The 20,760-nt window shown below is 38.2% G+C and carries 20 protein-coding genes; 7 read left to right on the forward strand and 13 right to left on the reverse strand.

Annotated elements, in window-relative coordinates:
- On the forward strand, positions 1–268 hold a 268-nt coding region (locus WBM60_RS14755; protein WP_424283265.1), incomplete at its 5' end, for a tetratricopeptide repeat protein.
- A 102-nt stretch (positions 269–370) separates the two neighbouring features.
- Here the strand turns inward: WBM60_RS14755 and WBM60_RS14760 are convergent.
- The 4 genes from WBM60_RS14760 to WBM60_RS14775 form a co-directional block, all read right to left on the reverse strand.
- The gene (locus tag WBM60_RS14760) at positions 371–1,192 is read right to left on the reverse strand and encodes a hypothetical protein (RefSeq protein WP_424283266.1); all 822 of its coding nucleotides are present in this window, start codon (positions 1,190–1,192) and stop codon (positions 371–373) included.
- Between the two features lie 86 nt (positions 1,193–1,278).
- Complete coding sequence (locus WBM60_RS14765) at positions 1,279–1,461, reverse strand: hypothetical protein (RefSeq protein WP_424262398.1); 183 nt, start codon at positions 1,459–1,461, stop codon at positions 1,279–1,281.
- A gap of 514 nt (positions 1,462–1,975) precedes the next feature.
- Positions 1,976–4,225, reverse strand: a complete 2,250-nt coding sequence (locus WBM60_RS14770) for a molybdopterin cofactor-binding domain-containing protein (protein ID WP_424277593.1) — start codon at positions 4,223–4,225, stop codon at positions 1,976–1,978.
- A gap of 29 nt (positions 4,226–4,254) precedes the next feature.
- Positions 4,255–4,719 (reverse strand): (2Fe-2S)-binding protein, encoded by a 465-nt coding sequence (locus WBM60_RS14775; protein ID WP_424264060.1) that lies wholly within the window; start codon positions 4,717–4,719, stop codon positions 4,255–4,257.
- Between the two features lie 391 nt (positions 4,720–5,110).
- Here WBM60_RS14775 and WBM60_RS14780 point away from each other — a divergent pair, with 391 nt between their 5' ends.
- Both WBM60_RS14780 and WBM60_RS14785 read left to right on the forward strand, forming a co-directional pair.
- On the forward strand, positions 5,111–5,338 hold the full coding sequence (locus WBM60_RS14780) for a hypothetical protein (RefSeq protein ID WP_299161885.1): 228 nt from the start codon (positions 5,111–5,113) through the stop codon (positions 5,336–5,338).
- A 77-nt stretch (positions 5,339–5,415) separates the two neighbouring features.
- Positions 5,416–5,529: a hypothetical protein gene (locus WBM60_RS14785; protein WP_424264064.1), complete on the forward strand. Its 114-nt coding sequence runs from the start codon at positions 5,416–5,418 to the stop codon at positions 5,527–5,529.
- Positions 5,530–5,556: 27 nt separating this feature from the next.
- Here WBM60_RS14785 and WBM60_RS14790 read toward each other — a convergent pair whose 3' ends face one another.
- From WBM60_RS14790 to WBM60_RS14830, 9 genes are all read right to left on the reverse strand, one after another.
- Positions 5,557–6,807, reverse strand: a complete 1,251-nt coding sequence (locus WBM60_RS14790; protein WP_424283267.1) for an NAD(P)/FAD-dependent oxidoreductase — start codon at positions 6,805–6,807, stop codon at positions 5,557–5,559.
- A 118-nt stretch (positions 6,808–6,925) separates the two neighbouring features.
- Entirely contained in the window at positions 6,926–7,336 is a 411-nt protein-coding gene (locus WBM60_RS14795) for a hypothetical protein (protein ID WP_424264056.1), read from the reverse strand.
- 8 nt (positions 7,337–7,344) lie between these two features.
- The gene (locus tag WBM60_RS14800) at positions 7,345–8,829 is read right to left on the reverse strand and encodes a cryptochrome/photolyase family protein (RefSeq protein ID WP_424283268.1); all 1,485 of its coding nucleotides are present in this window, start codon (positions 8,827–8,829) and stop codon (positions 7,345–7,347) included.
- A complete protein-coding gene (locus tag WBM60_RS14805; protein WP_424283269.1) occupies positions 8,826–9,941 on the reverse strand; it encodes an FAD-binding domain-containing protein in 1,116 nt (371 codons plus the stop codon). Before WBM60_RS14805 ends, WBM60_RS14800 begins: the two co-directional genes overlap by 4 nt.
- A complete protein-coding gene (locus tag WBM60_RS14810; protein WP_299161896.1) occupies positions 9,941–10,249 on the reverse strand; it encodes a TIGR03643 family protein in 309 nt (102 codons plus the stop codon). Before WBM60_RS14810 ends, WBM60_RS14805 begins: the two co-directional genes overlap by 1 nt.
- The gene (locus tag WBM60_RS14815; RefSeq protein WP_424259143.1) at positions 10,231–10,635 is read right to left on the reverse strand and encodes a DUF2452 domain-containing protein; all 405 of its coding nucleotides are present in this window, start codon (positions 10,633–10,635) and stop codon (positions 10,231–10,233) included. The genes WBM60_RS14810 and WBM60_RS14815 overlap by 19 nt, the downstream gene beginning before the upstream one ends.
- Complete coding sequence (locus WBM60_RS14820; protein WP_424259144.1) at positions 10,636–10,803, reverse strand: Lacal_2735 family protein; 168 nt, start codon at positions 10,801–10,803, stop codon at positions 10,636–10,638.
- 622 nt (positions 10,804–11,425) lie between these two features.
- Entirely contained in the window at positions 11,426–13,636 is a 2,211-nt protein-coding gene (locus WBM60_RS14825; protein WP_424279180.1) for a hypothetical protein, read from the reverse strand.
- Between the two features lie 227 nt (positions 13,637–13,863).
- Positions 13,864–15,606, reverse strand: coding sequence for a tetratricopeptide repeat protein (locus tag WBM60_RS14830; RefSeq protein WP_424259930.1), 1,743 nt, complete (start codon positions 15,604–15,606; stop codon positions 13,864–13,866).
- Positions 15,607–16,018: 412 nt separating this feature from the next.
- Here WBM60_RS14830 and WBM60_RS14835 point away from each other — a divergent pair, with 412 nt between their 5' ends.
- The 4 genes from WBM60_RS14835 to WBM60_RS14850 are packed head-to-tail and all read left to right on the forward strand — an operon-like array spanning position 16,019 to position 20,248.
- Positions 16,019–16,654 (forward strand): (2Fe-2S)-binding protein, encoded by a 636-nt coding sequence (locus WBM60_RS14835; RefSeq protein ID WP_424259929.1) that lies wholly within the window; start codon positions 16,019–16,021, stop codon positions 16,652–16,654.
- 1 nt (position 16,655) lies between these two features.
- Positions 16,656–19,001 carry a xanthine dehydrogenase family protein molybdopterin-binding subunit gene (locus WBM60_RS14840; protein WP_424259928.1) on the forward strand — a complete coding sequence of 782 codons (2,346 nt, stop codon included), beginning with the start codon at positions 16,656–16,658 and terminating at the stop codon, positions 18,999–19,001.
- 10 nt (positions 19,002–19,011) lie between these two features.
- Positions 19,012–20,028, forward strand: coding sequence for an FAD binding domain-containing protein (locus WBM60_RS14845; protein ID WP_424277237.1), 1,017 nt, complete (start codon positions 19,012–19,014; stop codon positions 20,026–20,028).
- Between the two features lies 1 nt (position 20,029).
- On the forward strand, positions 20,030–20,248 hold the full coding sequence (locus WBM60_RS14850; RefSeq protein WP_424277238.1) for a hypothetical protein: 219 nt from the start codon (positions 20,030–20,032) through the stop codon (positions 20,246–20,248).
- Positions 20,249–20,760 lie beyond the last annotated feature (512 nt).

Raw genomic sequence — 20,760 nt, forward strand, 5'->3', positions numbered from 1 at the left:
TTCCAAAGAGCCGGCTAATGCAAACGCTTCCTACAATTATGCGCTGATGCTTCAACAGGAAAATAAAAACCCTGAAGCCATTGCGGTAATTGAGAAGGCATTAGAAACCTTTCCAAATGATGAACGCCTTTTATATGTGAAGCTTCTGAGCGAAATTAATTTGAATCAACAAAACAATGCAATGAACACTTGTCGTCTATTACTTCAAATAAGCCCTAATAACAGTAATTATTTGCAAATATATCAAGGGTTACAGCAAGGTTCCTGATTTACCCCTTTGATTACTCCGGACACCTTAAATGACAGGAAAACTGCATTCGAACAGATAGGATATATTCATGCATTCTTTTGGAATATTTCTGGCCTACATTTAAAACTGTGTATTTAAACCAAAGAAGAGTTGAAGTTTAGGCTGTCCAACACCATAATGCAAAACGGTAAACTGAGGTTCAGCGAAAATATTGAAGACCAGCTTTTCTGTTTTAAGCACCTTGCCAATCCCCATTCCAAATGGCACATTATAGTTGCCGTTTTCAAGGTTAAATGCAGAAATACCGGTTGATCTTAAATAGGTGCCACCCCCCAGCTGCCATATGGCAAATGCCTGCAAAGCCATTACATTTGTATTTACACGATCACTTTGTCCGGCAAAAGAAGCTTGCCAGGTGATCAGTCCACCAATCTGCAGTTGTGGCGATACTACCTGAAAAATGATGACAGCTAAACCTCCCTGCCACTTACCACTGCCAAGGGCATCATCAGTGGCTGTGGGTGCTGCAATCAGCGGGCCTGCCCCCAATGTGGTTTTTGCATTTTTAACGGCAAGATAGGCTGCAAAGGCATTAAAATCACCCAGTCCGGTCTTGTTTGTCTGATTCGCTGCCGGTACCGTTGATATTGGAAGAGAACCTCTGACTAAAAATCGTCCTATTGGTTGGGCATATCGAAGCCACATGGTATTGGAAGTTGCATCGGGAAGTCCCGATAAATTGGGTACATAGTAATTATGCAGATTAAAAGTCTTGATACTTGCCAAAGGATTATTAGCTTGTACATTGGCATCAGTAGCTGCGTCTGATTGGGTATCTTCCTGTGCAACTGCCTGATAACTATTGCCTAGCAGCACTAAGAAAAAGACTAAAAGTAATCCTGGTCTGCGTACTGTTTTCTGAATATTAAATATATATGTCATCTTTTTTGCTATTTTTCAACTGGATTAATATGTATTGAAAAGATAAGGTCTATCTTTTAATTTTTAGCCTTTACAAAAATACCGCGTTACAACGAATTTTCAATATCCTCTTTATCTTTAGTGTCCTTAACAATTTGAACTTCCATTACCACATGATGTAATTCGTAAAGTGAATTTAGGATACCTGCTAATGCGGCCTGATCATTTAAACGACCCTTAAGAACTGAAAAGGTTTTTCCACCGGGATTTTTAATGAATCTGTACTTCAATATCGCCCAGCCTGTCCCGCCAGGATTCAAACACTCTCCCTTGTATTTTTATATGATATAATGCTGGTTTACTAAAGCTGTAATCATGGAATCCCTTATTTTTTGTTTCTTCCATAATGTTTACGACATCTTTTTAAATTTTGTTATCTGTCCTAATAAGATACTGCTGCGATATTCAATTTTATCATATTATATGTGAAAAAAATTAATGCCTGTTTAGCTATAATAGAATTACAGGAGGGCTATTTCAAAAGTTGCCATTTAATACTTGTAAAGTTATTTTTATATAGCAATATATACCACCCACAAAAGTGATATAAAAGTTGTATTAAAGTATTAGTAACAATAGAAACTAGGCATTTTTTTTGCAGATGACACCCCTGCTGCCGCCACGCTCTAGCGTGGTGGCAGCGGGGGGATTTTAAATTGCAAAAGAGAGCCGCCAATAAGTACCCGGCTTTGTCCATAAAAGCCCGTTGTACACTTAAATTTAAAGTATTAATAATAAAAGAGGCTATCCCAGCACTTGCTTTTCGGTTATAAAAGGTTGATTGTAGAAACGTTTGCCTGTTGTCCTGTACAAGGCATTCGCGAGTGCACCCATGATAGGAGGGAATGGTGGTTCGCCCAGGCCGGTAGGGTCTATTTCATTTTTTACGAAGTGAACTTCTATAGATCTCGGAGCCTCACCATGCCTGATCAGGCGGTACCTGTCAAAGTTGTTTTGTTCCGGAACACCATCTTTGAAAGTCATGGCGCTATACATGGCATGACCTATGCCGTCTACTATGCCACCTTCGGCAAGATTTATAGCGGCATCAGGATTTACCACGATGCCACAGTCTATGGCACAGTACACTTTTTGTACTACAGGTTTGCCATTCTCCATAACCATATCCAATACCTGAGCAACATAGCTGTTATGGCAAAAATAGGCAGATACACCTCTATGGACATTCGAAATATCTTTACCCCAGCCCGATTTTTCTTTAACCAACTCCAATACTCCGGCATAACGGTTGGCTTCGTAATCATTGTTTTCACCTATGGGATTTTCCTGGGCACGGTTCAATAACTCGAGCCTAAATTCAATGGGATCTTTGCCCGCTACATCGGCTACTTCGTCCAGGAAGGATTGCTCGGCGCCTGCTATAAAGTTAGATCTTGGCGCCCTGAATGCCCCAACGGTAATATTGGAATCTATAGTCCAATCCTCGGCCAGGTAATTCTCTACTGCTCCTGCCGGGAAGCGGTTCGCAGCCAGAGGGCTTTCAGGAATACCGCCAGTTCGCACATGAAAAGCGATAAGGTTATTATCTGCATCTAATGCTGCGCGATAGTATGCATGATAGGAGGGACGGTAAACCCCCATTGTCATATCATCTTCACGCGAGTATACCAGTTTAACAGGTGCTTTCACCTTCTGAGAAATCACCGCTGCTTCTGTAAGAAAATGGCCGTAAAGCCGTCGTCCAAAACCGCCGCCCATACGGGTCATTTGAATGTCCACTTTCTCAAGTGGCATCCCTAATCGTTCAGCCACACTTCGCTCCATGAACTCAGGCGTCTGCACCGGTCCAACAAGCTCAGCACTTTCATCTGTAACATGGGCAAAGAAATTCATGGGTTCCATGGTATTATGGGCGAGAAAAGGGCAGGAGTAGCTTCGTTCTATGACTTTCACCGCTTTTTTAAAGGCAGCTTCAGGGTTACCATCTTTGCGAACTACCTTCCCCGGCTTAGTTGCCAGTTCAGCCATTTTTGCCTTATGAGAATCGGTGTTTTCCATTCCAGCAGGAAAGTTTACAGTCACTGACCGGCCGAAAAGACTCATATTTGTTGTAGTGTCAGGTGCTTGTTCCCACTCTATTTGCACAGCTTTTTTTGCGTTCATAACTTCCCATGTCGTATTTCCAACCACCGCCACGAGATCTGTAAAGGCACTATTGTCGAAAGCGCTTTTTTCGTAATCTTCATTGAATGTCTTAATAGTGAATACGTCTTTAATTCCGGGCATAGCCTTTGCTGAAGTAGCATCAATGGATTTTAGTTTCAATCCGAAAGCCGGGGGGTGCGCAATCATGGCGATGAGCATCCCTTCCTTTTGATAATCTAATCCATATAACGGTTTCCCGGTTACAATATTAAGACCATCCACATTCTTTCGGGAGGTGCCAATAATTGTGAAGTCCTTTATGTCTTTTAGTGCTACCTCCTCAGGAACAGGAATTTTGGTTGCAGCAGAGGCCATTTCGCCATAACCGGCCGATTTGCCACTATTCTTATGTGTTAATACACCTTTATCTGTGGTAATTTCGGCCACGGGTACTTGCCATGCCTGGGCTGCGGCCTCTTTTAGCATTTGTCTTGCTGTGGCACCGGCCATACGCAAACTCTGCCATCCCTGTCTGATAGACTGGCTACCCCCGGCTAACTGGCGGGTAAAAATAGCCGTATTCAATGGGGCCTGTTCCACAAGTACGTTATTCCAGTCTATATCCAATTCCTCTGCAACAATCATAGGCATAGATGTCTTCACATTCTGCCCAATTTCCGGGTTTGGAGACATAATCGTGACCATACCATTTTCTCCAATTTTCAAATATCCATTGATGGTAAACCATTCTTTTGGCATGTTCAGTACCTGTTCCGGAGTTGGCTTACAGGAAGCGAGCCAACTAAAGCCAAGTACCATTCCGCCACCCGCAAGTGCGGAACATTTCAAAAAGGAGCGTCTGTTGTATGTTGTTTTAACAATTGTCATATTCTTTGTTTTTTAGGTGTGGATAGCATTTATGCATTTTCCGATTTGGCAGCAGTCTTGATGGCCTTCTTGATCCTTGTATAAGTACCACAACGGCAAATATTCCCATTCATGGCCGCATCAATTTCTTCATCGGTTGGATTGGGATTGTTTTTTAGAAATGCACTGGCATTCATAATTTGACCAGATTGGCAGTAGCCACACTGGGGAACGTCATGTTCCAGCCAGGCTTTTTGTACAGGGTGATCACCCTTTTCGGATAATCCTTCAATAGTAGTGACGGACTGATTGCCGACCGAAGAAACTGGTAATTGACAGGAACGTACTGCAACACCGCTGACATGGATTGTGCAGGAGCCACATTGCGAAATACCACAACCGTATTTTGTGCCTACTAAATTAAGATGTTCCCGTAGCACCCAAAGCATTGGAGTTGCCGGGTCTACATCTATTTGCTGTGTTTTTCCGTTAATATTGAGGTTAAAATTTGCCATAATAATAATGATGAGTGAATAATACTATTAAAGTAAGGATTTTACCTTTATCATCAAAAATTTAAACTAATTCCTATGAATTTCAAACAACTATTTGCCTTCAAAAGTAAAAGCAAGTAGTGTTTAAAAGGATTTCGTTGTTCAATAACAATTGGAGTTTATGGAAAGCATTGGTGAATCCATTAAGCAAAATGCTTTGCTGGGACAAAGCCCTATTTTAAAAGAACCCATTTCATTATAAAAATAGCCTCTTTACTATTATTTTATATCTATACTGCACATATTATTGCCTATAGACTTGCTCTATTATAAAATTATCACAATCAATAGAATACACTTTAATATAGTGCTCTGTTTTATTAACTTTAAACTGATAAAAAAAATGTATGCTATGGATTTAATAAATGAAGCACTTGCCTTTGAGAAAGCAAAAATGAATAATATGTCTACTAGTGACAGGGTGGCTGCAACAAGAGAAGCAAAACGTCTGATATTAGCTTTAAACGAGATTTATAAGAAATCTAAGGATACCAATCTTATGGATATAATGAAACGTTTAACAGTAAAGAAGAAAAAAATTGAGATACGTTTAAAAGGCAGACCTGATACGGCATTTTAAGTTTTGAAGTTGATTGTATTAGGAACCGAGTTATAGCCCTGTTGTACTGATCCAGCGACAGAGTATTTTAGAGATGGCTGGAAGTCGAAAAAGCAGGTGTTGCTCCTCCGGTAGTCCTTGAAGCAACACTTCAAAAATCACTTCAATATACTTCACTGGAACATCTTAATCGATTTGAGGCCCTGTTCTAATCATATTCATATCTCAATTCTTTTGAATTAAATAGAACTTGAAATCGTTTCAAGAATGCCTAATGCTGCTCTTTCTCCTGCAATCATTGCTCCGTTCAATGAACCATTCAGTTGCATATCTCCGGCAAGAAAAATACCTGTAGTCAATTTGGTTTCTGACGGATGTATTTCGTATTGCAATCCATCCAGTATTGGCAGAGCCTGAGTTATGCAATAGTGTTTTATAAACGTATAAGAATCTAAACCACAATATTGTTGAAGTTCTTTTTGAATTCGCATTATTAATGCTTCTTTCGATAAACCGTGTTCTTTTACTACGGTAACAGATAATAATTCCTTCTTGCCTACTGATTTTGACGCCAGACTAGTATGGTAAAAAATATTATTAATCAGGGCATCACTATCAGAAATAAGACCAATAAGCGGTTTATCAATAATTCTATTATTGGTTTCAAAATATAACGTATCACAAGATTTCCATTTAGTCTCTCTGTTTTTTAGATTTAATACAAGCACACTGGGTTCTGTAGCGATGATTGTAAAGTGGCTTTCCAGTTCGGTTCCATCAGCAAGAAAAATTTTGTGGTCTTCCACAGATTTGACCTTTGTATTGAATTGAAAGGTCGTTTGTTTTAAATTTTCTTTTAGTTGTTTTGGGATAGCTTCAATACCAGCTTTAGGTAATGTGGCAAAGCCTTCTCCAAACATTTTATAAACAAACTCAAACATTCTGCTTGATGTTTCCAATTCAGGTTCCAAGAATATTCCACTAAAGAAAGGTTTAAAAAATTGAGAAATCATTTCCTTCGAAAAACCGAAGTCCAATAAATATTGAAATGTTGTTTTTTCAGCTTTCGCAAAAATTTCATTTAAGGTCGCTTTCTTTAAAAGTCTGTTTAGCCTGAGTACTTTCAATTTGTCTGAAAACGTTCCTATACCTGAAAACAATGTTGGAATAAGTAAGGATAAATTTCTTAAAGGATCTCCAATAGTTTTTTTCTTACCATTATGAAAGATAGTTGCTCCAGGAATAAATTTCTGTAATTCCAATGCGTCGAGATTCAAATATTTCTGTGCTGCGGGATATGCCGTAAGTAATACCTGAAATCCGTGATCTAATTGGTAACCGTCTATTATATCTGTTTTAACTCTTCCACCAACTCTGTCGGTAGCTTCAATAATAACAGGACTACAACCATTATCTTCTAGAACTCTCGCAGCTGTAAGTCCGCTTACTCCAGCGCCAATGATATGTATTTTATAGTCTTGTTTATTCATGTCTATTTTTGGTTAATATTTTTCGTAATTGACAATGAAAATTAGTGTTTTTATTATTATCAAATATTCTAAAAGCATTTCATTCTAAATCAGACCAAAAAACAGAAAGAATTTTTAGTTACAGCTTGTTATATATACTCCAACAGAATATAAGTGTCCATAAGATTGTTCGCAACCAATTCCGTTTCACTAATTGTTTCAGGAGTGTTATGTTGCTGTTATTTTTAAATATTTGATTATGGATAGGTACAAATTGTAAAAAGGTGGATGCCCAAACCGCAATTACTAATGTAAGACTAACGATTGTTTCAATGGCCTGAAATTCGACCAATTGAATAACAGCAAGAATCAATTGACCAAACATTAACGGAATTACTATTAACGAAAGTCTTGAAGTATAGTGTTTATGCCATTTCATTAAATTATCCTTTTCATAATACAGAAAACCAGGATATACAACGAGTTGTATCATCCAAATAAGGACAACAAGTCCTGCGTCAAAAAGTAATCTGATCGTATCTGTTTCCATAGGTCAAACTAGAGTTCAGTTAAATATTTTTCCGCATTATCTATATGTTGTTGCCGTTTTTCAACAGGCATTTTATCAAACAAGGAAACGAGCATACCTAATCTTGGGTTTTGTTTAAAGAAACTACGGTGCGTATCCATAAATCGCCAAAAGAGCCCATCCCATATCGCTTGCCATTCGCCTTTTTTGTAGTCGCTCATTTTCAATAAGTAGTTGCTACCACTTATATAGGGTTTTGTGGCCATTAGTCCACCATCTGAAAACTGACTCATTCCATATACATTTGGTACCATTACCCAATCATAACTATCTATAAAGAGTTCCATAAACCAGCGGTAAACTTCATCCGGGTCGAATTCGCACAAAAGCATAAAATTTCCCAAAACCATCAAGCGTTCTATATGGTGGCAATAGCCTGTCTGTAGTATTTTTTTAATGGTTTGATCCACAGGATAAATACCAGTTGTCCCATCATAAAATGATTTAGGGATCTTTTTGTTAAATCCCCAAAAGTTACGCGTGCGTTCATCGCTTCCCCGGCTCTCATAAATGCCACGTATAAACTCGCGCCAACCTATAATTTGGCGTACGAAACCTTCTAAGGAATTGAGGGGTATATTATTCGCTTTTGCAAAAGAGATACTTTGCTCTATCACTTCTTTTGGCGTAATCAATCCCACATTGAGCATTGGTGTTAATACGCTATGGTTTAAGATAGAATATTCTGCGACTATAGCGTCTTCATATATGCCAAATTCTATAAAACGTTGTTCTAGAAACTGTTGAAACCACTTTTGACTTGTTTCAAAATTTGCAGGATACAAAGCGTGTTCTGCGAGTTGACCTACGTTATTTAAAAAATTTGCGGCTACATAGTCACAAGCCTCTTTATAAAACCTGTCCACATCTGGAAACTGTATGGCCGGAGGTATCTTTTTTGCCGGATATTTTTTTCTGTTTTCGGTATCAAATGTCCATTTCCCGCCTGTAGGCTTTCCGTCATAATCAATAAGAATATGCCTTTTGATTCTCTGATCTGTATAAAAGGAGGTTTGATGGTATTTCTTTTTATCAGTTCGGAAAAAAGGTTGCAAATCTTCTTTGGTATTTAAGAATAATGGAGAATCGATGACAGTTCTTTCTATGGTATGGCAGGCACATTCTTTCACAATTCGCTTTTGAAGCCAATTGTCAACCGGGTCGATATAGTTAATGTTTGTAACACCCTTTAATGCCAGGTGCGGAATTAGTTTTCGGATATCAGAAATATGCTGTGTTGATTCTATATAGACAACATCAATATTTTTAGAAGTCAGGAAGACTTCATAATGCTTCATTGTGGCTCTATGAAATGCTATTTTCTGTTTGTGAAAATTGTATTGTTTAAAAAATAGAAACTCTTCAATTAGATATATAGTAAGACCATTCTCTAAAAGTGGAGAACTTTGAAAAAGTTGATGAGGAAAAATAATATTGATGTTTTCTCGATTCAAAATGCAATTTCTTTTTTACATTTTTTCCAAAAAGAAAAGAAAGATGGATAGTAGCCTCTTACAGAAAACATCCAATCTCTTTTGGCTTCGATGCCCTTGTAATGTTTGTTTAATGGATGCTCTTTATAATAGATGCTCCCAAACTTATAAGCAATCGTAAGTTCATTAAATTCGCCCACATATATTTGCATATTCTCTATGTTTTTTGAAAGGTCAACTATAAAATCAATAGTCTTTTGAGACACAGGATATTGCTTAAAATGCGAAGGTTCCAGTAAGAGAATTCGATTTGCAGAAAGCTCCTTTTTCCAAATGGGGTCTAAGTTATAGAAATTATAAATAAGCGCTGGAAGTGCTGTGTTTATTTTTATGGGTTTTTGTTCAGGAAGCGGTGTCGTTAACTCTAATATTTCCGAAGAAAGCAGCACTTCTGGTATGGGTAAGTTTTCAAAATCATCATAGGATACGTCAAGAAAAGTTCCTGTTTGATTACTATAGCAAAATTTATTGATGTTCTCTTGATTCGCATAATACTTCTTATTGCTATTTGCGCCTGCCACCCATTGCCAACTAAGAACATTGCTTGCCCAATCTGCATCCAGCAAATGATAGTACATCCATTGCGCAGGTGCTTTCCAGTGGTTTTGTGCTACATTGCAGGCAATCGATGCAATATACATTCGTAAATGATTATGCAGGTAGCCGGTTTTGTAAAATTGATCAATAGCATTGTCGATAGCTTCAATACCCGTATCCGCACCAGGTAAAGCCATAGAAATCCCCTTGGTAATAACTGGAACTTGTAGTTGCTTTAAGTCTTGATTAATAGCATCGCCTTTGGCAATCCAAACTAGTTGCCAATAATCTCGCCACGCTAATTCTTGAACAAATTTTAAAATAGAACCAGGATGAAAACCACGCTTTAATAATTCTTGATAGACAAACTTTGTGGAAATAACACCTCGAGAAATATAAGGCGATAGATAACTTACTGCACCATCCAGATAGTTTCTAGACGGACCATAAGCAACTGGATCTATTGTTGCTATTCTCTCGAGTATAGCTTCAAATGTTGTTGGGAAATATGCTTTTGTATTTGTTTCATCATACATTAACGCTTACTTATTTTATTACCGGAAATAGCTCTTTGTCTGGAGCATTTAAAGCGTGTGATATCTTCGCTTCGTTTTTTTAAGTGTTTTGTACTTACGCCACTATTAACACGTTTTCTCCAGCGTTTAAAACTAGATTCCTTAAGATTGCCACGCATCAATTTAATAACTTCTTTTTCTGGCAGTCCAAACTGAAATTCTATGGCTTCAAAAGGCGTTCTGTCTTCCCAGGCCATTTCGATGATCCTATCTAATTGTCTTTCTGTCAGTTCTTTTTCCAATATAATTTCTAAACTACTTTTTCCCAAATTTGATCAGTATTTAAATAGAAACTTCCCAGTGAATTAAAATTGCATTGATCCGGTGCGATAATGGATAAAAAAGTCTCGTTATTATCTCTTTTGTATAAATGATAGACCTTACCTATAAGGGGTTCAAAGGTAAACTTTGCGCTATATATCAGGTTGTTATATTCAAATTCTTGCATTAATTGCTCATACTGCGCTCTTATTTCCAGATATCTTGTTTGAACCTTATGGTTCAGTTTATTAATGCTTCTGTTTTTCCAAGCAATAGTATCTGATGTTGTAATTACTGGTGCGCCAACATTCGTCGCGTATGGTTTTAGAAAAGCGTCGTATTTTTGAATTTCATTATCAAAAACAACATTATCTGGTTTCTTTTTATCGGTCATCTATAACTTTTGAGCCTCTATTTTTTTCATAATCTCTTCCGCTTCATAAGCCTTCTGGTCGCTTAATTTTCTGTTACTCGTAGAAAGATTATACGATTCTTTCATTAGCTTTTGATATTGCTCGTGTAACTTATCTTTTTCTGATTTCTTTTTAAATAATCCAAACATATAGCATAATTTAGGTGCGATTCCTTACGGAAATTATTTCTCAAAGATACAAAATGTTTAACTAAAAATAAAATATGTTAAACAAAAATTTATATTAACCCCAACTGGCCTCTCAATTTTTGTAATTAGTTTTCATAGGGCTCGTGCATCCCAGAAGGGAATCCAATACAAGCAAAACGCTTTGTTAGCATAAAGCTATGCTAATAGGGCAGAGAGAATACGATTTATAGGGGTTGTCTGGCCTGGCTCGTGCATCCCAGAGGGACACCTTTTTAACAAACAATTATCGTTCAGTGGCTAAAATATAATAAAATGCACCAATTTATATGTTAATTACTAAACTCGGATACTTTTTTATGTCGCAATACAAATGTTCCATAAAAGGTGAATAAACGAAACTACTAATAGAGATCATAAATGAGACACTCTCAGAAACTGTTTAGAATAGCTTGAGATTAGTCCTATAAAACCGCTATTTAAAAGAACTTCTAAAAAGAATAACCGTTATAGATACTTTTTCAACTTCAGGTATTATAATAAAAAATTCTAATAAAAAGCCCTATTTAAATTATAGGGCCTTTCTTTTTTAGTCCCAGATATGGGACATTCGTATTAACTATTTCTACTGTAAATCTGGGATTAATATTTTTATAATAGCATCTGGGTTGAAAGGATTAAAACTTGTTACCGTTTTGCGCTCGTTTCCTTGTTCAATAAAAAATGTAAACTCGCTACTAGTATGATTCTTAATAAAGCCAACCCCATTAAAGTCTTGATAGGTTTTAACTTGGTTCACGATATCTTGTTTTAGTTTATCCAGGCGGTCACGTATTTCTTGGGTAGGAATTGCGTCAAAAATGGCCTGAGCACTTATTTTGATGTCGCTTGTTTCGGCTATAAATTTTACATTGTTAGCCGCTGTTGTAAGTTGTGTTACCTGAGTACTGGTCAATACCTCAAAATTTAGGCTTATATTCCTATTGCTTGTAAAAGGTATTGCGCATCCTGTAAGTGGCAATCCCCATGTAACCGTAGCCGTTACCGTTTTGTTAACCCTATTCAAACTGGCAAGTTGACGCAATGCCGCTTCTAACTCTACTCTGGTCTGGTCATTGTCATTTTGATTACTTACTGCGTTCCCCATACGTGCTAATACATCTCTATAAGGCTTTACAACACTGTTAGCGATAGCACTAATGTTATCGCTGCAGTATACTGCTCCTCTACTGGAAACTTCTGCTTTCGCCTTGGCAACACCATCTGCTACTTCATCTGCAACCCTATCGTTTATTGTTTTTTGGGCATTGGAAATAATTACTGGTAATGCTTCGCGTAATCCTCTTAGGCTTAATTCAAATTCGTAATCGGCTGTGGCATTTTCCAAATCTGATATTACATTTTCTACAGAGCTTAAGACAGAATCAATTTTTTGAGCTACCTGAGTATCCAATCCGGCTACAAAACTTGTGGGTGCTTTGACAAGAACTTCACTTTCCTCCTTTTTGATGTTTGCGTTTACGGACCATTCTTCGTCATCTTTTATAAATTTCCCGTCAATTTCAAATGCGGGGTTAGAAAGGCGCATCAACCCTTCAATACCCTGTTTGTGATTAGGAACCTCAATACTATAAGTTCCTGCAACACCTATGTCAAAATCTCCCGATTGCTCTATAAAACCATCTGCACTAAGGCTGCCGTCTGGTTTAATGGGAATAAAATCCGGGTACCAAGATAAATCCGGATCCGCAATTCCGTTTATAAAGGCTTTGGTATTGATCCCATTATTGGTAGACGCTTCCGCAACGATAGCGGCACTACCTTCGGCAATAGGAAACCCAAAGTTTATAAAAGATGTAATTTCAAGTGCTAAATCAATTTTTCCATTCCATCCACCACGGTATCCTACCCCAAAGTCTGATTCTAATGGTTCTTTTAAATCTATATCGGCACTAAAACCTTTATTTTCATAATATAGACCACTTCCTTCCAATATTTTAAAGAAAGAAATAGAGCCTCCTCGAACGCGTTTGGCATCAAAACTTATAACATCGTTTACAGGATTGGTAGGCACATAGGTCATATTAGCGCCAAAAGAACCCCCAAAACTTACGCCTAACAAACTACTATCGCTGTTATTACTATTGTTATTGTTGTTTTCTCCATCTCCACCTGCAACATTACCACCGACTGAGAAGAAGAACATAGGGTCCGTATAATCCGTAATTAGTGTGAGACCCGCACTACCTGGACTTATAGAAATGGCTTTGGTATCATCGGGGTTGTCATTCGCCCCAACTTTTAATTCAAAATTAGCTTGAATATTAAATACAAAATAAGACCGCTCATCCTTAAGTGTTATCTCATAATTGCGATTTTCATTTAGGAATTTTCCGGAAAAGAAACCAACTTCCCCGTCTAGCGGTTGTGCAAACTCAAAATAATTTTCCAAGGGTGGTATTTGTACGTTGCCCACTAGGCTTTGTAAGGTGCCATCATCATTAAAGGAAACGTCAATATCGGCATTGTCAAAAACGATTTCGCCAATGGAATCAATAGGAATGGTTAGTTTTCCATCAACTGTGTAACCATTGTCAGTATCCGTTACCGTTCCTTCTGGTAAAAAAGCATCTCTGTTAAGGCCTGTGTTTTCATTTACACATTGACCAGGGCATTGGTTTGGATTTGCACAAGGGTCGTCGCATGGGTCTACCTGCACTGGGTCTATTGCAGTTGGTTCTATAACGCTCTCTATCTCATCTTTACCACAAGAAATGGCAAAAGCCAATACAAGAATCGCAATGGTAGTCTTTAAAAAATTGTTTTTCGTTTTCATAATCAATCTGTTTTGTGGTTAAAATTTAAATTCAGTTTTGTGCGACCTGCCCGATTTTGGTCTGCAGTACGTAACCGAGCAAGACCACAAAACTTGATTGCCAACTTAATGACACCACAAACCTAGCGAGTGACTTTAACGCATAAAAATATGAAAGGGGTACAAAGGGGGTACACCTTTGAAACTGCTAATTTTAAAGGTGTTTTGAGAGATCAGGTAATTTGAGTTTAAATATGCAATACCGTATTTTCAAGTGATTCTTCTGGGGTGAGGTCCATTTTTTTACGGAGTCGTTGCCTTGCTTTTTTGATTCCATCTGGCGAAATATTCAAGATGGTGGCAATTTCTTTTGAAGACATATTCATTTTGAGCAATGCCATAAAACGAAGTTCATTTTTAGTGACATTTGGGTATTTGCTTTTGACATTAGCTGAAAAATCTTTGTGAACCTGTTCAAAGTATTGGGTGAAACTTTCCCAATTCTTATCGTCTTGTTGGTCAAAATTGATGGTCTTGATCAATTCTTGATAGCCCGAAGCACCTTCGTTTGCTCTCAACGCTTTCGCTTTTTGTTTTACACTTTCCAAGACTTCGTTCTTTTTGGCCAGATGCAAGGCATGGGTGGTCAATTCTTTCTTTTTAAAGGCCAGTTCTGCGTCTACTCTTTCTCGTTCAAGTTTGTTACGCTTCATTTTTTGCCGTATTCCATAAAATCCGAAACCGAATACTAACAATAAAAACCCTAGACCACCTCCCAATATTAGTCTTTGTTGATTGTTGATTTTTGCCTCTTGTTCTAATACAGTTATCTCTTTTTCTTGAAGAACTATCTGTTGCTCCTTTTTTTCGGTTTGATATTGGATTTCTAATTCATTTAATTTTTTAATATTCTCCTGCTTAAAAATAGTATTGTGCATCTCAAAATGTAGCACTCTGTAATCATAGGCTTTTTTAAAATCATTTAAAGCCGCATATGCATTTGCCAAGTTAAGGTAATCTTTGACTCTCCTTGTATCAGTGGAAGCTTCTTTAGAAATGTTTAATGCTTCTTGAAAGTTTTTCAATGCCTGCTTGTACTTTTTTTCTTTGTAGTAAATATCCCCTAAGTTTCCGGTGGATAGACCAACCATTTGCAGCTCGCCTTTGTCTTTACTTAATTCTAAAGACCTGGAAAAATAATCTTTTGCCAGTTCTAAAGAGTCAAGATCTAGGTAAAGTGCTCCTATTAGATTGTATTGTTTGGCCAGTTCTATTTGATAACCATTTTTTTCAAAATATGGAATGCTTTTAAAATAATAGGCTAGCGCTTCATCAATTTTCCCCTCTTTTTCCATATTTATTGCGAGGTTTGATCTTACCATAGAAAGATGCCATTCTTGATTTTCCTTTAAACAAATAGCTTCTGCCTTTCTATAATAATCATTAGATGTTTCAAGATTTCCCAGTTCACCATGTAGCACACCAATATTCAGATAGCTAGCTGCCAAGGACATCCCATGCTTTCCAAGCTTTTCTTTTAACCTCAGCGACTTCAAATGCGACTCTAAAGACTTTTCAGGGAGACCCATGTATTTTTGAATAATACCCAAATTATTATAGATGGCACTGAGTTGCCCTTCGTCATTTAGTTGCTCAAAAAGTGAAATGGCTTTTTCATATAATCGCTTTGCTTGAGCATAATCGGAAGTGTAATAATAGTATACACCTTGGTCTTTTGTGAGTAAGGCCTCAAACTTTTTACTTTTTACTTTTTTTATTTGTTTTAAGGCCGCATCTAAATAGGGTTTAGATTTTTTTGGCTCTTTTGTAATTGTAGCAATAAATAATTCTCGGTACGTTTTTATAAGAATCGTATCTTCTTGTATTTCAACAAGACGCAACAAACTATCAATTTTTTTACTCTCTTGAGCAAAAGAAAAGAGTGGACAAATAAAAACTAGTACAACAAAAATTTTGTTGACGATTTTCATAGCGGTCGGTTTTACATTAAAAATAGACATTATAAAGTGACTTGAGCAAAAAGACCAATTTAATATCCCATAAAACTCGTATCCCTTAAAACCAACATTTTATGAGACTTTGCTATTCCTTCTAACCAGTTTTGTATAACGGACATTTTGTGGGAACCGAGAATAAGTAACCCTGGGCAAGCATGAAAACCAACCCAAGCTAACGCTTGTCTGTTTTTCAGAACTTTAGAAAACTACGCAAATAGCATTAGATCTTAGTTCCGGTCTCTTAAGTACAGACATTTTATGTTATTTTTTTTTACAAATCATGTTGGGGTAATCAGAACTTATTTTTATTCCTTCTAAATGAATATTATCGTAACTTACTTTGAGTTAATTAGATTGATAGTTTAATAAATTTATTTGTAGTTCTATGGAAGATAAAAACCAAGGATCGGAATCTAAACCGTCAAAAGGTATAACAAGGCGGAGTTTCATCAGAGGTGCTGGATTATCTACTGCAGGCAGTGTTTTACTAACTTCAAATGCCCTTGCATTTGATTATAAGGAACAACTTGTAGCTGGTAAAGAATTTGGACCTGAAGCCGTTACCATAAAAATGAAGGTAAATGGTATTATGAACTCAATTAGTGTGGAACCGAGAACAACATTGGCTTCGGCCTTAAGAGACCATTTGGAGCTTACAGGAACAAAGGTCGTTTGTGATCGGGGCTCCTGTTCTGCATGCACCGTCTATTTGGATGGAGAACCTGTGAATGCTTGTATGATGTCTGCTTTTGATGTTGGCAACAAAGAAGTCACTACCATTGAAGGTATTGCCAAAAATGGTAAATTACACCCGGTTCAACAAGCATTCATTGAGCATGACGCCTCCCAGTGTGGCTATTGTACACCAGGGATGGTGATGTCTTGCGTACATTTGGTAGAAAACAACGCGAATCCTAGTTTAGAAGATGTAAAAAATGCCACTCGAGGCAACCTTTGTCGTTGTGGCACTTACCCTCATGTATTTAAGGCTACTTTATCAGCAGCAAAAAAAACGATTTAAGATGGATACTAGAAAAGAAAAATTACCATACGGTATTCCAGGGCATAATTTAAGTGAAATAGAAAGAGAAATACCTATTGAAGAACCGCCAGTATGGCCCGTCAACGATAAATTAAAAATAATTGGAAAAAGGGTCACAAGAATCGATGCCCACGAAAAAGTGACAGGTAAAGCAAAATATACCTCTGACATTAAATTGCCTGGTATGCTCTATGCGAAGATGTTGCGTTCAAATGTACCACATGCTGTCATCACATCAATCGATATTGCTAAAGCAGAAAGTCTGCCGGGGGTACATGCTATTCATCTTATAGAGAATGCCCAGAAAGAGGGAGAAGAAAATACTAATGGTAAATATCCGATGGTAAAATATGTGGGACAACCTCTTGGAGGTGTCGCAGCCGAAAGCCTGGAAATAGCCAAAGATGCAATTTCATTGATTAAGGTCAGCTATGAGCAGAAACCCTTTGTTATAGACATTGAAGCTGCCATGGAAATCAATGCACCAATTGTGTTTGATGTGCCAATTACACAACAGGAAGATGGTGGAGATGTAGGTGAAACGCATGATGGAAGTAAAGGGGAAGGTAATGTTAGAGGGCCGTCTACCAGTAGTTTTTTTGGTGGACCCAGAGGTGATTTGGAAGTGGGTTTCAGAGAAGCTGATGTTTTGGTAGAAAGAACATATCGAACACAAGTGCATACGCACATGCCATTGGAGACCCATGGTGTCGTGGTGGATTGGAATGCAGACCATATGATGGTTTATGCATCTACACAAAATACTAATTCGGTTAGAAATGAAATGGCGAGTGTCTTCAATTTACCAAAGAGTAAAGTAAGGGTATTCTGTGATTTTATGGGCGGCGGATTTGGTGCAAAACACAGTGCCGGAAGCTTTGGGCCTATGGCTGCAAATCTTGCTAAAAAAACGGGAAGACCGGTTTGGCTAATGCTAGATAGACAAGAAGAGCATCTTGCAGAAGGAAACCGACCTAATTCAATTCAATATCTAAAAATAGGAGCCAGGAAAGATGGCACTTTGACTGGTATTCAGCAACGTTCCCATGGGACGGCAGGGGTAAACCTTGGCGCCGGAGTGGGTAGGATTGCCCAAATCTTGTATCCCTGTCCTAATTTTGCAACCGAACAATATGATGTATTGACTAATGCAGGACCAGGAGCTGCCTGGCGTGCACCGGGTAATGTTCAGGGAGCTTTTGGCCTAGAACAGGCTATTGATGAATTGGCGGAAAAGCTAGAGATAGATCCATTAAAATACAGAGACCTAATTGATCAAAGTGAAGTGAGAAAAGTAGAACGCCAACGGGGTGCAAAACTTTTCGAGTGGTCTCGTCGTCAACCTGCAGGCAGTGGTAAAGGGATAATAAAAAAAGGGCTCGGCGTAGGGCAATCTACATGGCCGCGATTTGTAACTCTTGATTCTTCAGTTGAAGTTAAAATCCACAACGACGGCGGGGTTGAGATACGGTCCAGCGTCCAGGATATAGGAACAGGGACTAAAACCATTCTTGCCCAGGTAGTTGCCGAGGAATTAGGCCTTCCGGTGGCAGCTATTACAGTCAACATTGGCGACACTTTTTTCCCTGTTGGCCCAGGTTCTGGCGGAAGCGTAGTAACTGGATCAATTACACCTCCAGCCCGTAATGCGACTTATGAAGCGAAAAAAGCACTTTTGAAACTGGTTGCCAAAAAATGGGAAACCGATTCTTCGGAATTGTTTATTGAAAACGGTCAGGTAGGCAGTAAAATTGATGCCAGTATGAAAATGCCTTTCAAAGAGGCAACAAAATTAATGCGCACAAGCCAAATCAGTAAAATTGCCAGCCGATCTGATGATTATGGCGGCTTTCAACAACCATGGGGTTTGGCCTATGGAGATTTGGGGTCCGTACAGTTTGCAGAGGTCAGTGTTAATACCGATACAGGATTTGTTAAAGTAGATAAGATAGTAGCTGCCCATAGTTGCGGTAGACCTCTTAATATAGGTCAATTGGAAAGTCAAATCAATGGAGGAGTCATCCAGGGTGTCTCGTACGCCTTATATGAAAACAGAGTTATGGACAATGGAACTGGTCATATGATGAATGCCAATGTGGATCAATACAAGGTGCCATTTTCTATGGAAATCCCGGAAATTGAAACTATTATTGTAGAAGAATATTCAGCGCTTTCTTCTACGGATGCATATGGCATTGGAGAACCTGCGAATATAGCAACCGCTGCTGCAATTGCCAATGCCGTTTATAACGCGATAGGAGTTCGGATTTATGAAATACCTATTACTCCTTCAAGTATTCTTAAAGCATTAAATAAAGTCTCTTAAATACAAAGACATGAATAAATTTAGTTGGTACGAAGCCAAATCTGTTGAAGAAGCCCTTCAACAGGTGAATTCAACAGTATCCGAACAGCTATATGAGCATTCAGATAATGCATCGGTATTCAAGTCCGGTGGAATTGATGTGTTTGACTGGGTAAAGGAAGGCTTGCTTAAACCCCAAAAAATTATCAATATCAGGAATATTCCCGGTCTTGACAAAATTGGTTATGATCCCAAAAATGGATTGAGCATAGGTTCTAATGTAACTTTAGCCGAAATAGCTTCAAATCCGGAAATAAAAACTAACTATTTGGCACTCCACCAGGCAGTAAACCACGCCGCAACCCCTCAGTTGCGAAATATGTCGACCTTAGGAGGTAATATAGCACAGCGTAACCGCTGCTGGTATTTTCGTTCTGCTGATCATGATTGCTTTCGTAAAGGAGGTGATCGATGTTTTGCCCGCCATTCTGAAACAGGTGAAAATGAAAATCATGCCATTATAGATAATGGATCTTGTGTAAGTGTTCATGCCTCTTCTATTTCAACCGCACTTATGGCTTTTAATGCGAGTGTTGTAATCGTCAATAGTGAAGGGGAAAAGAAAGAAGTGCGCATGGATGATTTCTTTGTTACCGCAGGAGAGGATATTGCTATGGAAAACGTCCTAAAGGCAAAAGAAATTATAACGGAAATCATTATTCCAGCTCCTTCTAAAAACACCAAAAGTGCTTATATTAAGCAAGTAGCCCGTGAATCGTATGATTGGTCTTTGGGAGATGTAGCTGTAGTGCTTGAGGTTTCAGGGGATACTTGTCGTTCAGCGAGTATTGTTTTAGGTGCAGCTGCTCCTGTGCCGTATCGATCTATTGAGGCCCAACAAGCAATTGCAAAGAAGACTATTAATAGCGAAAATGCAATGGCAGCGGCAGAAGCAGCTATGTCAAAAGCGCGCCCATTGGCGAAAAACGGGTATAAAGTACCTTTATTTATAGCTACAATTAAGCAAGCAATTTTAGAAATTTCTTAGTATGGACAAAAGTAAACCTGGCAATATGAGCATTTGCAAATTCCTTCGCGCCAGAAACCCTTATGGAATGATGGAAGGTGGAGATAATCCCTGGCTCTTATTAGATGATGCCAACACTATTTGCTGGTGCATCAATTCTGCAGGAGCAATGGGCCCTGATAATGGTTTGGTATCTCCCAAGCAATGTACGAAAGGCCGGAGTTGTTTCGTTTCTCAGTAAGCTGAAAATTTAATATAAGGAAACTTCGTATTTATCTCTATTTCTATTGGCTATAGGCTATAGAATTGAGTTTCGAAACGTACTATTCTCAAATATAAAAGAAATCCAGGGTAGGTATAAAAACAAACACAAGCTGGTGCTTTTCTGTTTTTTGATCCCGTAACAGTTTATTTTAAAAGGGATTCACTTCGTGCATCCCTAAAAAGTAACCCTGTGCAAGCATAAAAACCAACCCAAGCTAACGCTTGTCTGTTTTTTGATCCTTCAACCTTTTGAAATTAAATTTTCAACGTTTTCTGGAATCAAAAAACCCACAACTCTCGTTGTGGGTTTCCTTTTGCGGAGGAAGAGGGATTACCTTCGGTGTGCCCTGCAGCCTCACATTCTGCAAATGTAACTTCCAATCCTTGCAGGATTGACATCTTAAAATTAAAAATCCCATTCAAGCGAGCTTGATGGGATTTTTTTCTTTAAAGCTGCAACGAAGTTACGCTTGATTGCGGAGGAAGAGG

Source organism: Eudoraea sp. (genome assembly GCF_049669105.1).
Lineage (GTDB): Bacteria > Bacteroidota > Bacteroidia > Flavobacteriales > Flavobacteriaceae > Eudoraea.

Bases quoted from the DNA above. Each gene is read 5' to 3' on its own strand.
- WBM60_RS14790 (WP_424283267.1), bottom strand. From the start codon at position 6,807: ATGAATAAACAAGACTATAAAATACATATCATTGGCGCTGGAGTAAGC.
- WBM60_RS14805 (WP_424283269.1), bottom strand. From the start codon at position 9,941: ATGTATGATGAAACAAATACAAAAGCATATTTCCCAACAACATTTGAA.
- WBM60_RS14760 (WP_424283266.1), bottom strand. From the start codon at position 1,192: ATGACATATATATTTAATATTCAGAAAACAGTACGCAGACCAGGATTA.
- WBM60_RS14840 (WP_424259928.1), top strand. From the start codon at position 16,656: ATGGATACTAGAAAAGAAAAATTACCATACGGTATTCCAGGGCATAAT.
- WBM60_RS14770 (WP_424277593.1), bottom strand. From the start codon at position 4,225: ATGACAATTGTTAAAACAACATACAACAGACGCTCCTTTTTGAAATGT.
- WBM60_RS14775 (WP_424264060.1), bottom strand. From the start codon at position 4,719: ATGGCAAATTTTAACCTCAATATTAACGGAAAAACACAGCAAATAGAT.
- WBM60_RS14845 (WP_424277237.1), top strand. From the start codon at position 19,012: ATGAATAAATTTAGTTGGTACGAAGCCAAATCTGTTGAAGAAGCCCTT.
- WBM60_RS14835 (WP_424259929.1), top strand. From the start codon at position 16,019: ATGGAAGATAAAAACCAAGGATCGGAATCTAAACCGTCAAAAGGTATA.
- WBM60_RS14820 (WP_424259144.1), bottom strand. From the start codon at position 10,803: ATGTTTGGATTATTTAAAAAGAAATCAGAAAAAGATAAGTTACACGAG.
- WBM60_RS14795 (WP_424264056.1), bottom strand. From the start codon at position 7,336: ATGGAAACAGATACGATCAGATTACTTTTTGACGCAGGACTTGTTGTC.
- WBM60_RS14830 (WP_424259930.1), bottom strand. From the start codon at position 15,606: ATGAAAATCGTCAACAAAATTTTTGTTGTACTAGTTTTTATTTGTCCA.
- WBM60_RS14825 (WP_424279180.1), bottom strand. From the start codon at position 13,636: ATGAAAACGAAAAACAATTTTTTAAAGACTACCATTGCGATTCTTGTA.
- WBM60_RS14780 (WP_299161885.1), top strand. From the start codon at position 5,111: ATGGATTTAATAAATGAAGCACTTGCCTTTGAGAAAGCAAAAATGAAT.
- WBM60_RS14815 (WP_424259143.1), bottom strand. From the start codon at position 10,635: ATGACCGATAAAAAGAAACCAGATAATGTTGTTTTTGATAATGAAATT.
- WBM60_RS14850 (WP_424277238.1), top strand. From the start codon at position 20,030: ATGGACAAAAGTAAACCTGGCAATATGAGCATTTGCAAATTCCTTCGC.